Raw genomic sequence first — 20183 nt, forward strand, 5'->3', positions numbered from 1 at the left:
CCCTGGCCGATCTCGAAGCTCACGCGCTGGTTCTCCTCGAGGCTGCGGAAGCCGCCGCCCTGGATCTCGGAGAAGTGCACGAAGACGTCAGCGGATCCATCGGCCGGAGCAATGAAGCCGAAGCCCTTTTCGCCGTTGAACCACTTCACGGTACCTTCAGTCATTTTATTTCCTTAAAGCAGGCAGGACGCGCAAAAACTGTCCTGTCTCGTCGGGAGACTGAATGTCTCCCGGGTCTGTCACTACACGATTTGAAACGATTCCGTGGGTGGTACCGCATCCGTTCGCAACCAGAAATGTGCGAGGGCTAACCACAAACACACTACCTACGACCAAGTTCCATTAGATCACAGATAGACAACGCCCGCCAGTGCATGGTGGGTGGGCTCACACCGCCACACGGCTGACCCGAGAGGAAGTCGTAGACCACGAGCGAGTCGGCAGACCTCGCCGGAATCGACTGTCCCCCAGACGAAAACAGCTGGGCCGGCACCCGAGAACGGGTGCCGGCCCAGCCGGAGAAAGTTGGTGTCAGCCGATAACGGTGACGCCGGTGGCCTGCGGGCCCTTCTGGCCCTGGCCGATCTCGAAGCTCACGCGCTGGTTCTCCTCGAGGCTGCGGAAGCCGCCGCCCTGGATCTCGGAGAAGTGCACGAAGACGTCAGCGGAGCCGTCGGCCGGGGCAATGAAGCCGAAGCCCTTTTCGCCGTTGAACCACTTCACGGTACCTTCAGTCATTCTGCATTCCTTAAAGCAGGCAGGACGCGTAAACACTGTCCTGTCTCGTCGGGAGACTGTGTGCCTCCCGGGCCTGTCACTACACGATTGAGACGATTCCGTGGTGGCTAATCGCATCCGCTCGCAACCAGAAATGTGCGAGGGGCTAACCACAAACACAATATCCAACGACCGAGATCAGTAGATCACATACGGGCGGCGCCCCACCAGCATCAGTGAGCTGGATCACATATTTATTCCACGGACGCGAGTCGCACGAACGCGGCGGCGTCGAGCTTCTCCCCCCGGGTGGACGGGTCGATTCCCGCCGTGACCAGGCGACGCTCCGCTTCCGCGGGAGAGCCCGCCCACGTGCTCAGTGCAGCACGTAATGTCTTGCGGCGCTGCGCAAATGCAGCATCGACCACAGAAAACACCTTCTTCCGATGCGCGGTGTCGGTCGGCCACGGCGGCTCGGCGTACCGATCGACGCGAACCAGTCCGGATTCGACCTTCGGCACCGGCCAGAAGACCGCACGCCCCACGGCGCCCGCTCTCCGGACGTCTCCGAAGAACCGCGCCTTCACACTCGGCACCCCGTAGATCCGGCCTCCCGGCTCGGCCGCGAGGCGATCAGCCACTTCGGACTGCACCATCACCAATGCCGTACGGATGGAAGGGAACTCGGAGAACAGGTGTAGAAGAACGGGCACTGCGACGTTGTACGGCAGGTTCGCCACCAACGCGGTCGGCGCCGCCGGCAGATCTCGGGGCAGCACCTTCATCGCGTCCATGTGCACGACGTCGAGCCGGTCCACCAGTTCGGGCGCACGCTCCGCGACCGTGCCCGGGAGGCGCTCGGCGAGCCTCGGATCGAGTTCGACGGCCACCACCCGATCGACGACGTCGAGCAGAGCGAGGGTGAGAGAACCCAGGCCCGGCCCGACCTCGAGCACCACATCGTCGCGGCCGACACCGGCGACATTGACGATGCGACGCACCGTGTTGGCGTCGTGGACGAAGTTCTGTCCGAGCTGCTTGGTCGGACGCACCCCGAACTCCTCCGCGAGGGCGCGGACCTCTGCGGGTCCGAGCAATGCGGCAAGGCCGCGGGGAGAAGCCGGGGTGGCGTCTGGAGAATCTGCTGGCACGAGGCGAACCTAGCGCACGGGCCGGGGCGTCATGCGCACCACGAGGTCATCGGGAGCACTCAGCGCAGCCCGAGCTTGCTGGTGCACGAAGGCCACGCGCCCCAGCCCTGACCGGCCTGAACCTTCTCGGCGACCGCGATCTGCTGCTCGCGGGTCGCGAGATCGGCCCGCGGAGCGTACTGGGTTCCGCCGAATGCCGCCCAGGTCTGCTGGGTGAACTGGAGACCGCCGTAGAACCCGTTACCGGTGTTGGCAGCCCAGTTGCCCGTGGCCTCGCACTGTGCGAGCGAATCCCAGGTCGAACCGCGTCCCGATGCGGGAGCGGCGGGCGGAGCCGGAGGCGCGGGCTTCGGCTTCGTGCCCACGCGCACCACGGCGGGTGCGGGCTCGGTCAGGACGTTCGATGCGGTTTCGGTGCGTCCGACCTCCACGCCGTTGACGGTGTGCACGTCGAAGGTGATCTCACGCTCGCCCGGCGTACCGGGGTTGTCGTGGGCGATCTCACCTTCGAACATGCCGGGATCGTCGACCCTGTTTTCGGGCTGACCGATGGGCATGCGCTCGGTGCGGGACTCGACGCGGTCGCGGGTCACCACCACTTCCATGCCTTCGGCAAGCGGGGCGTCGAGCGGGTGATTGACCGAGTCGGCCTGCTCGAGGGACAGGTTCTGGCTCTCGAGGAGATCGCCGACGGTGGGCGCGGCGACCCGGACCTCTGCGGCGGGAGCGCCGTTGTCGGCCAACCGCACATTCTTGGGGCTCACGACCTCGAGATCAGAACCTTCGAGGGGCAGACGATGCGAACGCGATGCCGACACGTAGACGTCGTCGCCCAGCCGGAACTGGTCGAGCGCCTCGTCGACAGTGAGTGCCGTCGTCCACACCGAACGGCTCTCCCCGTCCACGGTCAGCTGGATCTCCCGGGCCCGACGCAGCACGAGCGTGTCGCCGTCGGAGACCTTCGCATCGACAGCGGGCGCGACGACATCGTGCTCGCCGACGGCGTAACCGGCGTCCTCGAGAATGTCGCCGACGGTGGAGCTCATGGTCCCGAAGGCCCTGGTCTCTCCGTCGATGTCGAGCGTCAAGTCTTTATGCTTGACGACCGCCGTTATCCCACCTGCCACAAGCGTCACAAGCAGTGCGGCGATCACGGCGAATAACACCGGGGATTTCGTAGAGTTGATCTTATTGAGAGGTGACACAACAATTCCAGTCAGAAGACGACGGTGATTACAGCACGGTAACGAACCGATATTGTTATGGCAACCCGATGCCCTCTACCTGCGTTTACTACGAAATTCCCGAGGTTACATTTCGTGATTGGAAGCCGCATATAAACGATGTGCCGACAATGGTGTGAATGTCCGATATGGGAGGCGTGTGACGCGTCTTACAGCTTTCCGATATGCCGATGCATTTCACGGAACATTCGACGGCAAAGCCCGCCGAATCTGCGGGAATCGGACAGCAAAAGAGGCTGCGGGTGGTGCACCCGCAGCCTCTCGTCGCCCTCGCGGTTACGCGGCGCGGAGCAGCGGAATCTTCGGCGCGAGGAAGCGGTCCACGCTGAATGCACCCGCCCCGACGACGGCGAGCAGCAGCGCCCCGAGCCCGAGTGCGGTGACGAGTTCGAATCCACCGTCCGCGGCGTACACGCCGTTGTCGACGTGCGCGATGAAGAAGGCACCGGCCATGACGAGGAACAGCAGGACCCCGAACACCGGGACGAGGACGCCGAGGATCAGCGCGAGCCCGCCGAGCACCTCCACCCACGTGGCCACGAACGCGGTGACGGCAGGGATCGGCGCACCCATACCCTCGAAGCCGGCCTTGGTGCCCTCGTATCCCCAGACGTTGAGCTTCTGGAGGCCGTGGACCAAGAAGATGATGCCGATGCCGAGACGGGCGACCAGGATTCCGATGTCGCGAGCGAGCGTGCTGTTCACAGGGGGCCTTTCGATGGGCGGAGCCGACGGCCCCAGCGCTTGACGCGACAAATAGTTGACGCGACAACCAAGCTAACAAAAGATGGTTGTAGGTTCAACTACAAGGAAAAGCCTCACTCCGGTCTGGTGCCCGCGAAGGCCTCTCCCAGCAGACGCCGCACACCCACACGGGTCACCTCACGCGGGTTGGGATAGGGCTTCTCCGTCGCCAGTCGCGCAGCCTCGTCGAGGTCCGCTTCGGCCATACCGAGTTCGGCCAAGGTCGTCGGGCCGCCTGCCGCGGCGATCAGGTCGTACACCCCAGCGGGTGCCGTCGGAGTGACCAGCGCGTCGGCGATCCGTTCCATCACGCGCGGGACCGACACCGCGTTGTACGCCATGACGTGCGGCAGCATCACGGTGTGCACCGCGGCGTGCGGCAGACCGAACGATCCGCCGAGGACGTGACAGATCTTGTGATGCAAGCCCATGCCCACGGAGGCGAGGCAGGTTCCGGCCAGCCACGCGGCGAGCAACAGATCCGACCGGCCCTCGCGGTCCGCGAGATCGGCCCCCAGCGCGGGCAGACCGCGACCGATCGCCGAGATCGACTCGACCGCGAGAGCGTCGACGACAGGGTTCGCATGCTCGGAATACAGTGCCTCCACCGCGTGTGCCAGAGCGTTGATCGCGCTGGTCACGGCCAGGGGAATCGGCATAGTTGCGGTGAAGTCGACGTCGTAGATCACCGTCTCCGGCAGAATCTCCCGAGACGAACGCGTGACCTTCACACCCTCGGACGTCTCGCCCAGTACGGGCGTCACCTCCGAACCGGCATAGGTGGTCGGCAGAATGACCTGGTCCAGCCCGCTACGAAGCGCAAGCGCTTTCGAGAGACCGGTGGTCGAGCCACCGCCCACCGCGACGATCGCATCGACATAGTGCTCGGCCATGCTCACGATCACGCGCTCGGTGACCAGGACGGGCGTATGCATCTCCGCCCCGTCGAAGCGCGCAACCATCAGCGGACCGAGAATCTCTTCCACGAGGGTGGCCTGCGCATCCACATGGGCGCCTCCGAGCAGCAGCACCCGCGTGCCGCCGAGTCGCCGAACCTCGTCTGCGACACCCGCTGCGCTCCCCGCCCCGAAGATCACCCGAGAGGGGCGGGAGGTGTGGACGAAGGCGCGCATGAACCCTACGGTCTCACGCGGCGGCTGCCCACGTGAGTGTCGTTCACGAAAGTCGGTATACCCGTTCGGCGTTCGCTGTGGTCGCGTGTGCGAGTTCCTCGGCGCTCTCGCCCCGCACCTCCGCGAGCGCCCGCACCGTGTACGGCAGGCAGTACGACTCGTTGGGCGCACCACGGAAGGGGTGCGGTGTCAGGAACGGCGCATCGGTCTCGACCAGCACGAGGTCGCCGGGCACGAGCGGTGCGGCCTCCCGCAGGGCCTTCGCGTTCTTGAAACTCACGGTGCCCGAGAAACTGAGCACGTACCCGGCGTCGACGCACTTGCGTGCCATGTCCGCGTCCGAGGAGAAGCAGTGGAAGATCACCGTCTCCGGTGCGCCCTCGGCGTGGAGCACACGCAGCAGGTCCGCGTCGGCCTCACGGTTGTGGATCATCAACGGCTTGCCCAGGCGCTTCGCAAGATCGATGTGCCAGCGGAACGCGTCTTCCTGTTCCGCGGGTTCGGCGCAGCCGTCGAGCTTGCCCGGCCAGTACAGATCCAGGCCCGTCTCCCCCACCGCGACACACCGCGGATCGGCGGCGAGCGTCTCGATGTCGGCGCGCATCGCGTCGTCGAGGCTGTTGGCACGGGTCGGATGGATCGCCACCGCGGCGAACACGCGCTCGTCCCAATGGGCGGCCTCGACCGCGAACTTCGCGGCCTCGAGATCGTCGGCGACGGTGACCACCCGCCCGACTCCCACCGCGGCGGCCCGATCCAGGATGGCGGCGGTGGTCGCGGCGTCGTGCGCTCCGCACGCATCGAGATGCGTGTGGGCGTCCACGAGAGGCGCGAGCGGCTGCGGGGGTTCGGGGGCGGGACGGGCTTTGCTCACGCCCTATAAACTAGCGCCACCATGACTGCGCCTGATTCCTCCCGCCCGCCGTTCTATGTCACCACCGCGATCGCGTATCCGAACGGCGTCCCGCACATCGGGCACGCCTACGAGTACATCTCCACGGATGCGATCGCCCGGTTCAAGCGTCTCGACGGCTTCGACGTCCGCTTCCTCACCGGTACCGACGAGCACGGCCTGAAGATGCAGCAGACGGCGGCGAAAGAAGGAATCTCCGTCACCGACCTCGCGTCGCGCAACTCCGACGTCTTCGAGGCGATGGACAAGGCCCTGAAGATCTCGTACGACAGGTTCATCCGTACGACGGACCAGGACCACCTCGAGGCGAGCGCGGCGATCTGGCAGCGGATGGTCGATGCGGGCGACATCTATCTCGACACCTATGCGGGCTGGTACTCCGTCCGCGACGAGGCCTTCTACACCGACGCCGAGACGACGTTGCTCGAAGACGGGTCGCGCATCTCCACCGATACCGGCACGCCCGTCGAATGGACCGAGGAGTCCACGTACTTCTTCCGCTTGTCGGCGTATCAGGACCGGCTGCAGAAGCTGTACGAGGAACAGCCCGAGTTCATCGCCCCCGCGACCCGGCGCAACGAGATCGTCAGCTTCGTCGCCGGCGGGCTCAAGGATCTGTCGATCTCGCGCACCACGTTCGACTGGGGCGTTCCCGTCCCCGGCAATCCCGAGCACGTGATGTATGTGTGGGTCGATGCCCTCACCAACTACCTCACCGGTGCCGGGTTCCCTGATACCGAATCCGAGTCCTACCGGCGCTACTGGCCCGCCGACCTGCACATCATCGGCAAGGACATCACGCGGTTCCACACCGTCTACTGGCCCGCATTCCTGATGTCCGCGGGCCTCGAACTGCCCAAGCGCGTGTTCGTGCACGGGTTCCTGTTCAACAAGGGCGAGAAGATGTCCAAGTCGGTGGGCAACGTCGTCGATCCCCTCGAGATGGTCGAGCGCTTCGGTCTCGACCAGTTGCGCTTCTTCCTGCTGCGTGAGATCTCGTACGGGCAGGACGGCAGCTACAGCCACGACGCCATCGCGAGCCGCATCAACGCCGACCTCGCCAACGACCTCGGTAACCTCGCGCAGCGCTCGCTCACCATGGTCGCCAAGAACCTCGACGGTCAGGCTCCGACTCCGGGTGCTTTCACCGCGGAAGACGAGGCGATGCTCGCGCAGGCCGACGCACTGCTCGACGAGGTGCGCGCCGAGTTCGACGTGCAGGCACTGCACCTCGGCCTCGAGGCGATCTGGCGAGTGCTCGGCGAAACCAACCGCTACTTCTCCGCGCAGCAGCCGTGGGTGCTCCGCAAGACCGATCCCGAGCGCATGGCGACGGTTCTCTACGTCACGCTCGAGGTCGTGCGTATCGTCGGGATCCTCGTTCAGCCGGTGATGCCCGATTCCGGTGCCAAGATCCTCGATCTGCTCGGCCAGGACCCCGGCGCCCGGCAGTTCGCGGACATCGCCACGCGGCTCGTGCCGGGCACCGCGCTCCCCGCACCGTCCCCGGTGTTCCCGCGCTACGTCGACGAGGACTGAGCCCTCACCAGCAGGTTCGCGACGCCCCACCGGTTCTGTCGGTGGGGTGCGCCACACTCCGCTCATGCGGAGCGATAGAACATACATTCGAACAGACGAGCTGCACGCCGAGGTGCTCCTCGCCGAACTCGGGGATGTCTACGAGCGCGGCTGGCAACCCGCCGACATACTGCACCTGACCGCGAGGTCGGGCGACGACACCGACATCCCGCTCGCCGCGCTCACCGTGCTCTTCGATGCGCGCCGTAACCGGGCCGCCGAACGCGCTCCCGACGACTGGGTACGGCAAGTGCAGGCCATCGCCGAACGGCACCCGGTGCCCGCCCGGCTCGCCGCGCTCTCGCCCGACCTCTGGACGGGCCTGCGATACGCATGTCCCGAGATCTCCCGCTACCAGGTCGACGGGCTGGCCTTCACCTGGAAGTACCTACCGGCGTTCACCCGGCTCGATGCCCCACCCTCGCAGTGGCCACCCCTGCGCACTCCCGGCGACACCACAGAGGCCGCACCCGATCCACGCGTGCTCGACCGCATCCGCGGTCTGCTGTCGAAAGCGGAATCCACCGACTTCCCCGACGAGGCCGAGGCGCTCACTGCGAAAGCGCAGGAACTCGTGACGCGGTACGCGCTCGGCTCCGCACTGCTCACCGGTACCACTCGTCTCACCGATCCCGTGCGCGGCCGGCGTCTCCACCTCGACGGCCCGTACATCAAAGAGAAGGTGCTGCTGCTCACCGCGATCGGCGACGCCAATCGGGTCCGCACCGTGTGGTTCACCCGCGTGCAGATCGCGACCGTCGTCGGCACCGTGGCAGATCTTGCACAGGTCGAACTTCTCTTCACCTCACTCCTCGTACAGGCGACCCGCGCTCTCGGTGCCGCCGGAACCGCCGGCCGGCGCGGCGGGTCGGCAACGGCGTTCCGCCGCGCGTTCCTCACCGGCTACGCGAAGCGGGTCGGCGAGAGGCTGCGCGAGGCCGACGCTCGGGCCACGGCGGGTGCCGCCGCCGACGCGCACGTTCCGGTGACCTCCCTCGCGCCGATCCTGGCGCGCCGCTCGGAAGCGGTGGACACCGAGTTCCGGCGTCTCTTCCCCACTACCCGGGCGTCCCGAAGCCGCGGGATCGACGCCGACGGTTTCCACGCGGGGCGCGACGCGGCCGAGTCCGCGTCTCTCGAGGCCTGGCAGCACCGCATCGGGCGGTGACCCCGTCACCTTCCAGAGCCCGCGTGCGTAGCGATTCGCGATCGGATGTCACACACGGCGCTCCACCGGTGTCCCATCGGTGACACATCCGGACCCAGTGAAGGGCGAACGAGATGACAACGCAATTCGACGTGGTGGTGGTCGGCGCGGGGTACGCGGGCGTCACGGCAGCAAATCGGCTGGCACGCCACCCCGAGGTGTCGGTGACCGTGGTGAATCCGCGGCCGGTGTTCGTCGAACGGACCCGACTGCACCAGGTGGCCGCCGGTTCGGGGTCTGCCACCCACAACCTCGCCGGCCTACTGCACCCACGCGCCTCGCTGCGGGTGGGTACAGCGGAACGGATCGAACCCGACGCGGTAACGCTCACCGACGGCACGGCACTGCGGTGCAACGCCGTCGTGTACGCCGTCGGAAGCGGCCCGGCAACGAGCGCCGTGCCCGGGATGGAAAGAGCGTTCTCCGTCTCCGACCTCGAATCTGCGACAGCGCTGCACACCGCGCTCGCCGAACTTCCCGCCCACGCGCCGGTTGTGGTCGTGGGTGGGGGCTTCACCGGCATCGAAGCCGCCGCCGAACTCGCGTCCGAACATCCCGGGGCCGACTACAGCCTCGTCGGTGACCCGGGCGCGGGCTTTCCGGACGGCACCCGGCAGTACGTGAACCGCACATTGGACAGCTTCGGTATCGACGTGCGGCCGCGCGTGCATGCGACGCGCCTGACCGAGGACGCGGTACTCCTCGACGACGGCACCGCGATCCCCGCTGCGCTCGTCGTCTGGGCCGGCGGATTCTCGGTTCCCGACCTCGCCCGTCGCAGCGGGCTGCCGGTGGACGCCTCCGGCAGGCTGCGCGTCGACGCCGGCCTGCAGTCGGCGGACGGCACCGCCGTGGTGGGTGTCGGCGACGCAGTGACCGTCGCGGGCCGGGACCATATCCGGATGAGCTGCCAGGCCGCGATGCCGCTCGGCGCGCACGGTGCCGACACCGTCTGGGAGATCCTGCAAGGCCGTTCACCCTCGCCGCTGTCGCTGAGGTTCGTCGCCCAATGTCTCTCGCTCGGACGCGGACGCGGCGCGGTGCAGTTCACCGCACGTGACGACAGCCCCTCCGCGTTCTCGCTGCGTGGCCGGGTCGTCGCACCGGTGAAGGAATCGATATTGCGTGGGACGATCCTGTCGATGCGACGACAGGCTCGGGGCCGCGACCTCCGATCGGCGGAAGGTCAGGGCGGCGGCCTCATTCGACCCGCGAGGAGTGCGCAGTGACGGCAGAGGACGTCTTCACCGAACACCGGGGGCTGTTGTTCTCGATCGCGTACGAGATCACCGGGAGCGTCGCCGACAGTGAAGACGTCCTCCAGGACAGTTTCATGCGCTGGGCCGGCACCGATCGGGCCGCGGTCGACAACCCGCGTGCATACGCGGCTCAGATCGTGACCCGTCAGGCGCTCAACAGTCTGCGCTCGGCGCGGCGTCGCCGCGAGGAATACGTGGGCCCGTGGCTTCCCGAGCCTGTGCTCACAGTGCCGGATGCCTCCGGGGCGATCGAACTCGCCGAGTCGGTGTCGCTGGCGATGCTGCTGGTCCTGGAAACGTTGAGTCCGCTCGAACGTGCAGTGTTCGTGATGCGTGAGGTGTTCGGATTCGACCACGTCCAGATCGCCGAGACCGTCGACCGCCGCGAGGACACCGTGCGGCAGATTGCCCACCGAGCGCGTGAACACGTCCGTGCGCGCCGCCGCCGGTTCACTCCCGCGGGCGAGGAGGCGAACCGAGTGGTCGTCGAATTCCTGGCCGCCGCCACCACCGGCAACGTCGACACTCTGTTGCAACTGCTGGCACCCGACGTCGTGTACATCGCGGACGGAGGAGGCAAGGCCACCGCAGCCAGGGTTCCGGTGATCGGCGCGGCCCGAGTGGCGCGGCTGTTCGGCGGGCTCGTGCGGCACCCGCTGCCGGACATGAGAATCGAGGCCGTCCCGGTCGGCAACATGCCGGGACTGCTCGTGTACTCGGGTGAAGAACTCGATCTCGTCCTCCAGTTCGAGATCGACAACGACCTGATCACGGGCGTGTACGTGGTACGCAACCCCGACAAGCTCGCGCATCTCGGGGCTCACCCGGGGGCTGCCGGGGCGATCTGACAAGCTCGAGCCATGCGGATGGAACGGCTCGGGCGCGGTGGCACTCCCGCTCAGGTTCTCGCCTCCCTCGCGGAACGCGCGCGGAACCTCGGGGTGCCGCCTCCCGCGGCGGTGACGGGCGACTGGTTCGGCTCGGCCGCCCTGATCGCACCGTCCCTGGCCACCGGCGCGGTCGACCCCTCCGAAGCCTTCGCGTGCCCGGATATCCGGGAGGCGCGTACGCCCGGGGGCCCGGCCGTCGGCGGCGGCTGGATCGGTTATCTCGCCTACCCGGACGGGTCTGCGTCCAGTCCGTCGCCGGAACACTCCGGGCTGCCCGCCGCGGCGGGTGGCTGGACCGACACCGTGCTCAGGCTCGATGCCGACGGGTGCTGGTGGTACGAGACCCTCGGTGCTGCTCCGTGCCCGTCCGACCTGGCTGCCGCCGTCGTGGAACCCCGGGTCCGGGAGAGGTTCTGGCACATCGATTGGTCGCCGCCGCACCGCGAGACGCACCGACGCGGTGTGGAGCAGTGCCTCGACGCGATCCGCGCCGGCGAGGTGTACCAGACGTGCGTCTGCACGCGCTTCACAGGTACGTGGACGGGAGACCCGTTGGCGTTCTTCACCGCCGCAGTCGCGCGGACCGCACCCGCGCGTGCCGCATACCTGCAAGGACCGTGGGGCGCCGTCGCGTCGCTCTCGCCCGAACTGTTCGTCTCCCGTCACGGCGACGCCCTGCGCTCGAGCCCCATCAAGGGCACGCTCCCGCTGTCCGCCGACCCGGCACTGCTGCGGGCATCGGTGAAGGACGTGGCGGAGAACATCATGATCGTCGACCTGGTTCGCAACGACCTGGGCCGGGTCGCGGAGACCGGCAGCGTCACCGTCGAAGAACTACTGGCGGTCCGCCCGGCGCCCGGGGTGTGGCACCTGGTCTCGACGGTGGCGGCCCGGTCGCGGCCCGGCGTCACCACCGCGGATCTTCTCGACGCGGCGTTCCCGCCGGCGTCGGTCACCGGATGTCCCAAGATCCGCGCTCGTGACCTGCTCCGGCAGTGGGAACCGCACTCCCGCGGCGTCTACTGCGGCACCGTCGGCATGTCGAGTCCGCTCGCGGGCACCGAATTGAACGTCGCGATCCGCACCGTGGAATTCGGTGCGGGAACCTGCGTGCTCGGCGTCGGCGGCGGGATCACGATCGATTCGGACCCCGACGCCGAATGGCAGGAATGCCTCGACAAGGCGGCGAGCATCCTCGCGCTCAGCACACCTCGCGAGCGGGTGCGGGCAGATCGAACCGCGGCAGGATGTCGCTGACCCGTCCGGACGTAGAGCGGCAGACCCGCTGCGCGACAGCGGCCGCGTCGAGATTCCACATCCGGAGCACCCCGTCGCCGCCCGCTGCCACAACCGTTCCGTTGGGCCGGAACACCACCTGCCAGCGTCCGACCCCGGTGTCGGTGATCGGGCCACCGACCTCCCGCATGCCCTCCGCGTCGGACACGTCCCACAACCGGATCGTCCCGTCGTCGCTGCCGCTGATGGCTTTGGTGCCGTCACGGGTGATCGATACCGAGTACACGGTGCCGGTGTGGCCGCGAAGCGCTTGGGGTCGCGCGGTGAAGTTCCCGGCGACGTCCCGATCCCACATCAGAACTCCGTGATCGTCGCTGCCGGTGACCAGCACGTTCCCTTCGCGCCCGAATGCCGCGGCGTTGACTCCGGCATCGTGCCCGCCGGACACCGTGGTGGGGATGGGAGCCCGCGGGTCGGCGATATCCCACGCGTAGATGCTGCTGTCCGCGCTCGCTACGACGAGGCTCCGGCCGTCCGGGCTGATCACGGCGGTACGGACCAGATTCTCGGGACCGGTGAGCGGATCTCCCCACGGCACCGGCGCTGCGGGGTCGGCGATGTCCCACAACTGCACCGAGAAGTCGTCGGCACCGGTCACCAGAGTCGCGCCGTCCGGTGAGAACGCGAGAGACGAGGTGAACCGGGTGCCCAGCGGAACAGGATCGGCAAACGGTCGCGGGTCGGCGGGATCGCGGACATCCCAGAGTTGGACGCTCCCGCCGGAGGTGGGTGCCGTCGCGAGAACGGTGCCGGAGGGCGACAACGCGCACACGTAGGCACCGCCGAGCGGGCGGGGCAGGGTCACGCCTCCCGCGCGGTCCCAGTCCCCGGCATCGTCGACTCGCCACAACGACACCGTCGGGCCGTAGCTGCCGGTGGCGACGAGATCCCCGGCGCGGCTGACGGACGGCTTGGTCAATGCCGCATCGACGACGGAGATCCGTGTGTGCGGCATCGTCCAGACCCGCAGGTTGGCGTCCTGACCTCCGGTGATCACCGTGTCTCCGTCCGGAGTGATCGCGAGGGTCGCGACACCGCCGCCGTGACCGGTCAGCGCGGGACTGATTTCGTCGAGGTACCGCTCCTCGGGGTCGATGTCCCAGAGTTTCGCGGTGCCGTCCCAGGACGCACTGGCCAGCGTCCGGCCGTCCGGGAGGAACGCGATACTCCAGACACCGCCGGTGTGGGCGCGCACAGGAACCCCGACGGGATATGGGGCCCTCGGATCGCTGGTGTCGAACAGGCGCAACACGCCGTCGTCGCTGCTGGCCGCCAGGGTCCTGCCGTCGCCGCTGAACCCGACCGAGTGCGCGACGTCCTCGAATCCGCGCAGCGGCTCGCCCAGGGGAACCGGTGCTGCCCGGTCGGTGACGTCCCAGAGCCGCACGGTGCGATCGTCGCTGGATGTGGCCATCACTGCCCCGTCCGGCCGGAAGGCAACGGTCCGCACCGCGCCCTCGTGGCCGCGGACGGAGGCCACCGGAAAACGCCCCGACGTCGGATCGGACGTGTCGAGGAGCGCGACCGTACCGTCGTCGTAGGGCACGGCGAGCACACGGCCCGACGGTCCGTACCTCACGTTGTGGACGGCGCCCGAGGCGAAGATCTCCTGGTCCAGTACCGGCCTCGGTGCGGCGTGATCGGAGATATCGAAGATCCACACCGCACCGTCGCCGCCACCGGCGGCGAGGTATCGGCCGTCCGGACTGAAGGACACCGACGCCATGTACTTCGAGGACAGCTGGAGCGGATCGCCGATCACCGCCGGCCCGGAGTCCTTTCCGAGCGACCAGAGACGGACGGTACCGTCGTCGCTCGCCGAGGCGAGCACCGAACCGTCCGGGGAGACGGCGGTGCTGTACACCGGCCCGGTATGCCCCCTGAGGGTGTTGGCGAGGGGAACCCCCTGGGTCGCGATGAGCCGCGAATACGCCACGTCGCTGTCGGGCCGCAGGTGAGCGGCCGCCAGCGCGAGGTGTGACGACGTGGTCGGGTCCTCGTCACGCATGGAGTCGGACAACGCGATGATCTGCTGGAACTGCGCGGTGCTGCGTTCTGCCTCCGCGCGCCCCTTCGCCACCCAGGCGACCCCGCTCATCACCAGCGCGACCAGCGCCGCGAGTGCCAGAACCGCGATGATGGCGCGTCGCCTTCTACCCAGCCAGGCGATCTGTCTCCTCGACGCATCGAGGAACTCCACGGCGTTCGGACTGAGTGCGACCACGTCGTCCGTGCGCGGCGCAGACCCCGGGTCGCCGAGACTGGGATTCTGTTCGGCCACGACGTCCATACGCCCGCGCTGATAGAGAAGCCCCTTGTTGCGACCGCTCTCGATCCAGGTCACCGCGTCGGCTTCGATCCTCTGCCGCAGCGCGGCATCGGCCCGGTCGTCCTGGATCCAGGATTTCAGGCGCGGCCACGCGTCGATCACCGCGTCGTGGATGAGTTCGACGCTTCCGGCATCCGCGACCAGCACGCGAGCAGACACGAAATGGTCGACGACGCGCGCCGCGGCGTCGCGGTTGCCACCCGCGACCGCAAGTAGTTCGGGCAGCGGGCGGGCGATCTTGACGTCGGTGCCCGTCGCCGTCACGTACACGAGGTGCACGAGCATGGCCCGGGCCAGCGCACGATCGGCTTCGTCGAGTTTCTCCCACGCACGTTCCGCACTCGCGGCGATGGAACCGCGTACACCGCCCGTCGCGCGATACGCCGCGACCGTCAGGGCCCCGCCGGAGCGTTTGTCCCACAGGGTGTCGAGCAGGTGCGAGAGCAACGGCAGTTCCTTGCCGCTGATCTCGCCGTCCGCCAGACCCCCGAGATCGTGCAGGATCAGGTCGACGAGGCCCGCCTCGAGTCGCACGCCCACCATCCGTGCGGGCACGGTGATGACTTCGACCAGGTCGGAGCGTTCGAGAGGCTGCACGGTCTTGGTGCGACGTTCGAGTGCGCGGGCAAGAACAGGGCAGGTGACGGCCTTGTCGTAGAAATCCGACCGCATCGTCGCGACGACGATGGCCGGGGCGTCACCGACGTGTCCGGTCGCGGCGATCTCGAGCAGTCGCAGGAACTCGGTGCGCTCGGCAGGGTCGGTGCACTGGGTGAACAGCTCTTCGATCTGGTCGACGACGATGAGCAGCGTGGACGCCGACATCCGCGCGAGTTCGGCGCGCAACGCCGCTTGCACGGCGGCGGGGTCGGTGCGGTCCTCGACCTCGGCGAGTCCCGGGAGCAGTTCCGTCAGCCGTGCGACGGGGTGGGTGCCCGGGGTCAGGACCAGTGATCGGCAGTCCGATCCTCCGCAGATCTGCGGGATCACGCCCGCACGCACGAGCGAGGACTTGCCGACGCCCGACGCGCCGGTGACGATGACCGGGCCCTGACCGTGCGCCGCGGTCACGACGTCGGCGAGTGCCCGCACGCTCTGGGTGCGGCCGAAGAACAGCCGGGCGTCCTTCTCCTGATACGACGCGAGCCCTTTGTAGGGGCGCATGCCCTGCGGCACCGACGGCGGCGTTTTCTCGGCGCGGGGTGCGCCGGACTGTCCCCGGGCGTTGGTCCACCAGGACTCCCACTGTTTCAGTGAGTACAACCCGGTGACGGGTGGCTCGGAGTTGAGGTCGCGAGCCGCGCGGATGAGGACGACCAGTACCGGGTGGACCGATTCGAAACTGGCGGGTAACCGGTTCCCGCTCCGCCAGTCGCTCACGCGCTGAACGGACACGACGCGGTCGGTGCCCATCGCTCTGGCCACCGCAGCAGCTTCCGACACCACCTTCTTCAGTGCGGGACGGCCGGCAGCGGCGAACAGCATGCGGAGTTGGTCGGCGAAGAACTGCCGCTGGGCTGCGCCAGGTTTTCGGCTGGTCTCCGACATCTTTTCCGCGCCCTTTCACCTCCCGTTTCCTCGCGGATCGGGTCCTATCTGTCCGCTGCGGAATAATTCCTCACCGCAGCTGAGCTGGGATGATACCCGTTCCGCGCGGTTGGGCCTTTGTACGACCCGCCGGGAGGCGGGCAAAGTGGATGCCACGCAAGGGGTCGCTCCCTTGCCGGGTGGGGTGGGGCCTCCGCGCTGATAGGGGCTGATGAGGGGTAGTCCCGGTCCGCGCGGAGGAAACCCCCCGAGGACACGCCGGTTACGCGCTGTCCGGCTTCTCGAGTGTTCGGTTCTCTCCGAGCAGATACGGATCGCGGTCGAGGTAGGCCTTCGTCTCCCGCGCGATCATCCCGGACAGGACCAGCAGTCCGATCAGGTTCGGCAGGGCCATGAGCCCGTTCATCACGTCGGAGAAGTTCCACACCACCTCGAGTTCGGTGGTCGCGCCGATGAACACCACCACCACGAAGACGGCGCGGTACGGCAGCACGCCCCGCGAACCCACGAGACGTTCGAGGCACCGCTCCCCGTAGTACGACCAACCGAGAATCGTCGAGAACGCGAAGAACACCACCGAGACGGCGACGATCCAGCCGCCCCACTCCCCGCCGAGGCCGGTTTCGAACGCCGTGGACGTCATGGTCGAGCCGCGCTCTCCGGTGGTCCACGCGCCGGTCGTGATGATGACCATGCCGGTGAAGGTGACGACGACGATCGTGTCGATGAAGGTCTGCGTCATGGACACGAGACCCTGGCGCACGGGATGCGTGGTCTGGGCTGCGGCGGCCGCGATCGCCGCACTGCCCATCCCCGACTCGTTCGAGAAGATGCCGCGGGCGACGCCGTAGCGCAGAGCGACCATGAACACCGAGCCGATGAACCCGCCGGTGGCGGCGGTGCCGGTGAACGCGTCGGAGAAGACGAGAGCGAACGCCGACGGAAGCTCGCCGATGTTGATCGCCAGCACGAGGATGCCGGCGCCGACGTACAGAACGATCATCGCCGGCACGAAACCGGCGGTCACCTTGCCGATCGACTTGATGCCGCCGAGCAGCACCGCACCCGCGAGCACCGCCATCACGACACCACTGGTCCACGTGGGTACGCCGAACGTGTCGTCGAGCTGGGTGGCGACGGTGTTCGCCTGCGTCATGTTGCCGATTCCGAAGCTCGCCAGGACCGCGAACACCGCGAACATCAGGCTCAGGATCAGGCCGAACCGGTTCGGAATCGCCCGCGCGAGGTAGTGCTGCGGTCCGCCGTTCTGTTCACCCCTGGCGTCCACGCGGCGGTACTTCACGCCGAGGAACGCTTCGGAGTACTTGCTGGCCATACCGACAAGGCCGGTGATCCACATCCAGAACAGGGCGCCCGGCCCGCCGAAGTAGATCGCGGTGGCCACACCGGCGATGTTGCCGACGCCGACCGTGGCCGCCAGGGCGGTGGTCAAGGCCTGGTACTGCGAGATGTCGCCTTCCGTGGCACCGGGATCGTGCCGGGTGATCAGTCCCAGCCGCAACGCGGGCCACAGCTTCCGGAACTGCACACCGCGCAGGCGGATGGTCAGCACCAGACCGGTGCCCAACAGAAGCGGAATCAGCAGGAACGGACCCCAGACCACCTCCGCTGTCTTGACGAAAAAGTCGTTCAGCGCGTTCATCTACTCCCCTGGTCCTCGATTCGACCGGGAAAGTGTAGGCCCACCCGCCGGGGTTTCCTCGTCTCAGGTGCGTCGCGCGTCGAGCACGGCGTCGTACAGTTCCCGCTTCGACACCCTGCTCCCCGCCACCTCGGCGCAGGCTTCCTTCAGTCGCATTCCGTCCGCGACGAGGCGTTCCACCTCGTCGACGAGGTCCTCGGGGTCGGTGTGCACGGCCGCGGCGCCTTCGAGCACGACCGTGATCTCACCGCGCGCACCTTCGACGGCCCAGTCGGCCAGTTCCGCCAAGGTCCCCCGCCGGACTTCCTCGTACGTCTTGGTCAGCTCACGGCAGACCGCCGCGCGCCGTTCCCCGCCCAGCACCTCGACCGCGTCGGCCAGACATGCGGCAAGCCGGTGCGGCGCCTCGAAGAAGACCACGGCACGTGCCTCGGTCGCGAGCGAGGCCAGCCAGGCACGGCGTTGTCCTGGTTTACGCGGCGGGAAGCCGTCGAAGCAGAACCGCTCGACCGGCAACCCCGACAGTGCGAGCGCTGTCGTCACCGCGGACGGGCCCGGCAGGCACGTCACCGGCAGGCCCGCCTCGACGCAGGCCGCCACGAGCCGGTATCCGGGGTCGCTGACCGACGGCATGCCGGCATCGGTGACCAGAAGCACCGTCAGACCGGCTTCCACATCCGCGACCAGGCCCGGCAGTCGCGACACCTCGACCTGGTCGTAGAAACTGACCACCCGGCCCGTGATGGTGACACCGAGGGCGGCGGCAAGGGAACGGGTGCGGCGTGTGTCCTCGGCCGCGATGACGTCGGCGGTACCGAGGGCGTCGCAGAGTCGTTTCGATGCGTCCCCGATCTGGCCCATCGGTGTGGCTGCCAGCACGAGTCGTCCCTGTCCGGAGCTCTCGGCCTTCGCCGGATTTACTGCCTGCATGGGGTTCAGCCTACGATCGGGACGTGACCGTGACGGACCACCGCCCTTCCCCGGCCCCGGACCGTCGCCTCCTCAGCCCCGGGCCGCTCGTCCCGCCACCCGACCCCGCACCCACCGACCGGGCACGCGGATGGATAGTCACGGCGTTCGTCACCGCGCTCGCGGCGATCACCCGGTTCACCATGCTCCACTACCCGACCGACGCGAAGACACCCGTCTTCGACGAGAAGCATTACGCGCCGCAGGGGTGGCAGGTGCTCACCGGCGGGTGGATCGAAGACAACCCCGGTTACGGCCTGGTGGTGCATCCCCCGGTCGGAAAACAGCTGATCGCGGTGGGCGAGGCGCTGTTCGGCTACAACGGGTGGGGCTGGCGTTTCTCGTCGGCGGTCGCCGGTGTGGTGCTCGTCCTGCTGGTGGTGCGCATCGTGCGCCGCATGACCCGCTCGACGATGCTCGGCGGTGTCGCGGGGCTGCTCCTGGTCGTCGACGGCGTCACGTTCGTGTCGTCACGACTGGGAATGCTCGACATCTTCCAGGCGGTGTTCGTCGTCGCCGCGTTCGGTTGCCTGGTCGTCGATCGCGACGACATCCGGGCCCGCATCAGACGCGTGCAGGCGGAGGGCCGGATCGGCGACAGCGCGTGGGGACCTCGGTTCGGTGTGCGGTGGTGGCGGTTCGGGGCCGGCGTGATGCTGGGGCTCGCGATCGGCACCAAATGGTCCGGCCTGTACTTCATCGCGTTCTTCGGACTGATGTCCGTGGCGTTCGACCTTGCCGCACGCCGTTCCTACGGGGTGCGCCGTCCCTGGATCGGGACGACGCTGCGCGACATCCCGCCCGCTCTGTACGCGCTGGTGGTGGTGCCCCTGCTCGTGTACCTGTCGACCTACTGGTCGTGGTTCGCGAGCGAAACCGGCGTCGACCGGCACGCGGTCGGCAACCAGATCGGCCACGACAGCGCGTTCTGGTTCGTACCCGACGCGGTGCGGTCGCTGTGGTACTACAGCGCGAACGTTCTCCAGTTCCACTCCGGCCTCACGAATTCGGCGGGCAACCAGCATCCGTGGGAGTCGAAGCCGTGGACGTGGCCGATGGGCCTGCGTCCGATGCTGTACTACTTCGCCGACGGTGAGAACGTCTCCGGCTGCGGTGCCGAGCAGTGCGTCAAAGCGGTGATGCTGATCGGTACCCCGGCGTTGTGGTGGGTGTCGCTGCCCGTTCTCGGCTGGGGACTGTGGCAGATGTTCATCCGCCGCGACTGGCGCTGGGCAGCCGTCCTCACCGGGTACGGCGCCGGGCTGCTGCCGTGGTTCGCCTCGCTCGACCGTCAGATGTACTACTTCTACGCGGTCCCGATGGCGCCCTTCCTCGCGATGGCCGTGGCTCTCACCCTCGGCGACATCCTCGGGGGCCGGCACGCCTCACCGAAACGGCGCACCGTCGGCCTGCTGGCGGTGTGCCTCTACCTCGGCTTGGTGGTCGCGAACTTCGTGTGGTTGTGGCCCATCCTCACGGCCGTGCCCATCTCGATCGAGCAATGGAACTCGCAGCTGTGGTTGCCCAGCTGGCGCTGACCGG

The 20183-nt window shown here is 67.8% G+C and carries 16 protein-coding genes; 6 read left to right on the forward strand and 10 right to left on the reverse strand.

What is annotated here, in order from left to right; translation table 11 throughout:
• From ACFWBU_RS17350 to ACFWBU_RS17380, 7 genes are all read right to left on the reverse strand, one after another.
• On the reverse strand, positions 1-164 hold a 164-nt coding region (locus ACFWBU_RS17350), incomplete at its 3' end, for a cold-shock protein (protein ID WP_378528842.1).
• A 367-nt stretch (positions 165-531) separates the two neighbouring features.
• Complete coding sequence (locus tag ACFWBU_RS17355) at positions 532-738, reverse strand: cold-shock protein (protein WP_169621483.1); 207 nt, start codon at positions 736-738, stop codon at positions 532-534.
• A 233-nt stretch (positions 739-971) separates the two neighbouring features.
• Entirely contained in the window at positions 972-1868 is an 897-nt protein-coding gene (gene rsmA, locus ACFWBU_RS17360) for a 16S rRNA (adenine(1518)-N(6)/adenine(1519)-N(6))-dimethyltransferase RsmA (RefSeq protein WP_378528821.1), read from the reverse strand.
• Positions 1869-1927: 59 nt separating this feature from the next.
• Positions 1928-3073, reverse strand: a complete 1146-nt coding sequence (locus ACFWBU_RS17365) for a resuscitation-promoting factor (RefSeq protein ID WP_169652538.1) — start codon at positions 3071-3073, stop codon at positions 1928-1930.
• Positions 3074-3388: 315 nt separating this feature from the next.
• Entirely contained in the window at positions 3389-3817 is a 429-nt protein-coding gene (locus ACFWBU_RS17370) for a DoxX family protein (RefSeq protein ID WP_169621480.1), read from the reverse strand.
• A 113-nt stretch (positions 3818-3930) separates the two neighbouring features.
• Positions 3931-4989 carry a maleylacetate reductase gene (locus ACFWBU_RS17375; RefSeq protein ID WP_378528822.1) on the reverse strand — a complete coding sequence of 353 codons (1059 nt, stop codon included), beginning with the start codon at positions 4987-4989 and terminating at the stop codon, positions 3931-3933.
• Positions 4990-5032: 43 nt separating this feature from the next.
• Entirely contained in the window at positions 5033-5863 is an 831-nt protein-coding gene (locus ACFWBU_RS17380; RefSeq protein ID WP_378528823.1) for a TatD family hydrolase, read from the reverse strand.
• A gap of 21 nt (positions 5864-5884) precedes the next feature.
• Between ACFWBU_RS17380 and metG the strand changes: the two genes are divergently transcribed.
• The 5 genes from metG (at position 5885) to ACFWBU_RS17405 (ending at position 12093) form a co-directional block, all read left to right on the forward strand.
• Positions 5885-7441: a methionine--tRNA ligase gene (metG, locus tag ACFWBU_RS17385; RefSeq protein ID WP_169621477.1), complete on the forward strand. Its 1557-nt coding sequence runs from the start codon at positions 5885-5887 to the stop codon at positions 7439-7441.
• Positions 7442-7505: 64 nt separating this feature from the next.
• Entirely contained in the window at positions 7506-8648 is a 1143-nt protein-coding gene (locus ACFWBU_RS17390) for a DUF2786 domain-containing protein (protein WP_378528824.1), read from the forward strand.
• 113 nt (positions 8649-8761) lie between these two features.
• Positions 8762-9916 (forward strand): NAD(P)/FAD-dependent oxidoreductase, encoded by a 1155-nt coding sequence (locus ACFWBU_RS17395; RefSeq protein ID WP_378528825.1) that lies wholly within the window; start codon positions 8762-8764, stop codon positions 9914-9916.
• On the forward strand, positions 9913-10794 hold the full coding sequence (locus ACFWBU_RS17400; protein WP_378528826.1) for an RNA polymerase sigma-70 factor: 882 nt from the start codon (positions 9913-9915) through the stop codon (positions 10792-10794). The genes ACFWBU_RS17395 and ACFWBU_RS17400 overlap by 4 nt, the downstream gene beginning before the upstream one ends.
• Before the next feature lie 12 nt (positions 10795-10806).
• A complete protein-coding gene (locus ACFWBU_RS17405) occupies positions 10807-12093 on the forward strand; it encodes an aminodeoxychorismate synthase component I (protein WP_378528827.1) in 1287 nt (428 codons plus the stop codon).
• Here the strand turns inward: ACFWBU_RS17405 and ACFWBU_RS17410 are convergent.
• From ACFWBU_RS17410 to rsmI, 3 genes are all read right to left on the reverse strand, one after another.
• Positions 12038-16009 (reverse strand): WD40 repeat domain-containing protein, encoded by a 3972-nt coding sequence (locus ACFWBU_RS17410; RefSeq protein WP_378528828.1) that lies wholly within the window; start codon positions 16007-16009, stop codon positions 12038-12040. The two genes, ACFWBU_RS17405 and ACFWBU_RS17410, sit on opposite strands and share 56 nt — an antisense overlap.
• 262 nt (positions 16010-16271) lie before the next feature.
• A complete protein-coding gene (locus ACFWBU_RS17415) occupies positions 16272-17672 on the reverse strand; it encodes a sodium:alanine symporter family protein (RefSeq protein ID WP_169621472.1) in 1401 nt (466 codons plus the stop codon).
• Positions 17673-17735: 63 nt separating this feature from the next.
• On the reverse strand, positions 17736-18602 hold the full coding sequence (rsmI, locus tag ACFWBU_RS17420; protein ID WP_378528829.1) for a 16S rRNA (cytidine(1402)-2'-O)-methyltransferase: 867 nt from the start codon (positions 18600-18602) through the stop codon (positions 17736-17738).
• 23 nt (positions 18603-18625) lie between these two features.
• On the opposite strand from rsmI, the gene ACFWBU_RS17425 reads away from it, so the two are divergent.
• The gene (locus tag ACFWBU_RS17425) at positions 18626-20179 is read left to right on the forward strand and encodes a dolichyl-phosphate-mannose--protein mannosyltransferase (protein ID WP_378528830.1); all 1554 of its coding nucleotides are present in this window, start codon (positions 18626-18628) and stop codon (positions 20177-20179) included.
• Positions 20180-20183 lie beyond the last annotated feature (4 nt).

Source organism: Rhodococcus sp. NPDC060084 (assembly GCF_042730335.1).
Lineage (GTDB): Bacteria > Actinomycetota > Actinomycetes > Mycobacteriales > Mycobacteriaceae > Rhodococcus.

Excerpts from the sequence above, each read along its gene's own strand:
- ACFWBU_RS17355 (WP_169621483.1), bottom strand. The coding sequence starts at position 738 with ATGACTGAAGGTACCGTGAAGTGGTTCAACGGCGAAAAGGGCTTCGGC.
- ACFWBU_RS17375 (WP_378528822.1), bottom strand. The coding sequence starts at position 4,989 with ATGCGCGCCTTCGTCCACACCTCCCGCCCCTCTCGGGTGATCTTCGGG.
- metG (WP_169621477.1), top strand. The coding sequence starts at position 5,885 with ATGACTGCGCCTGATTCCTCCCGCCCGCCGTTCTATGTCACCACCGCG.
- ACFWBU_RS17390 (WP_378528824.1), top strand. The coding sequence starts at position 7,506 with ATGCGGAGCGATAGAACATACATTCGAACAGACGAGCTGCACGCCGAG.
- ACFWBU_RS17395 (WP_378528825.1), top strand. The coding sequence starts at position 8,762 with ATGACAACGCAATTCGACGTGGTGGTGGTCGGCGCGGGGTACGCGGGC.
- ACFWBU_RS17405 (WP_378528827.1), top strand. The coding sequence starts at position 10,807 with ATGCGGATGGAACGGCTCGGGCGCGGTGGCACTCCCGCTCAGGTTCTC.
- ACFWBU_RS17410 (WP_378528828.1), bottom strand. The coding sequence starts at position 16,009 with ATGTCGGAGACCAGCCGAAAACCTGGCGCAGCCCAGCGGCAGTTCTTC.
- ACFWBU_RS17415 (WP_169621472.1), bottom strand. The coding sequence starts at position 17,672 with ATGAACGCGCTGAACGACTTTTTCGTCAAGACAGCGGAGGTGGTCTGG.
- rsmI (WP_378528829.1), bottom strand. The coding sequence starts at position 18,602 with ATGCAGGCAGTAAATCCGGCGAAGGCCGAGAGCTCCGGACAGGGACGA.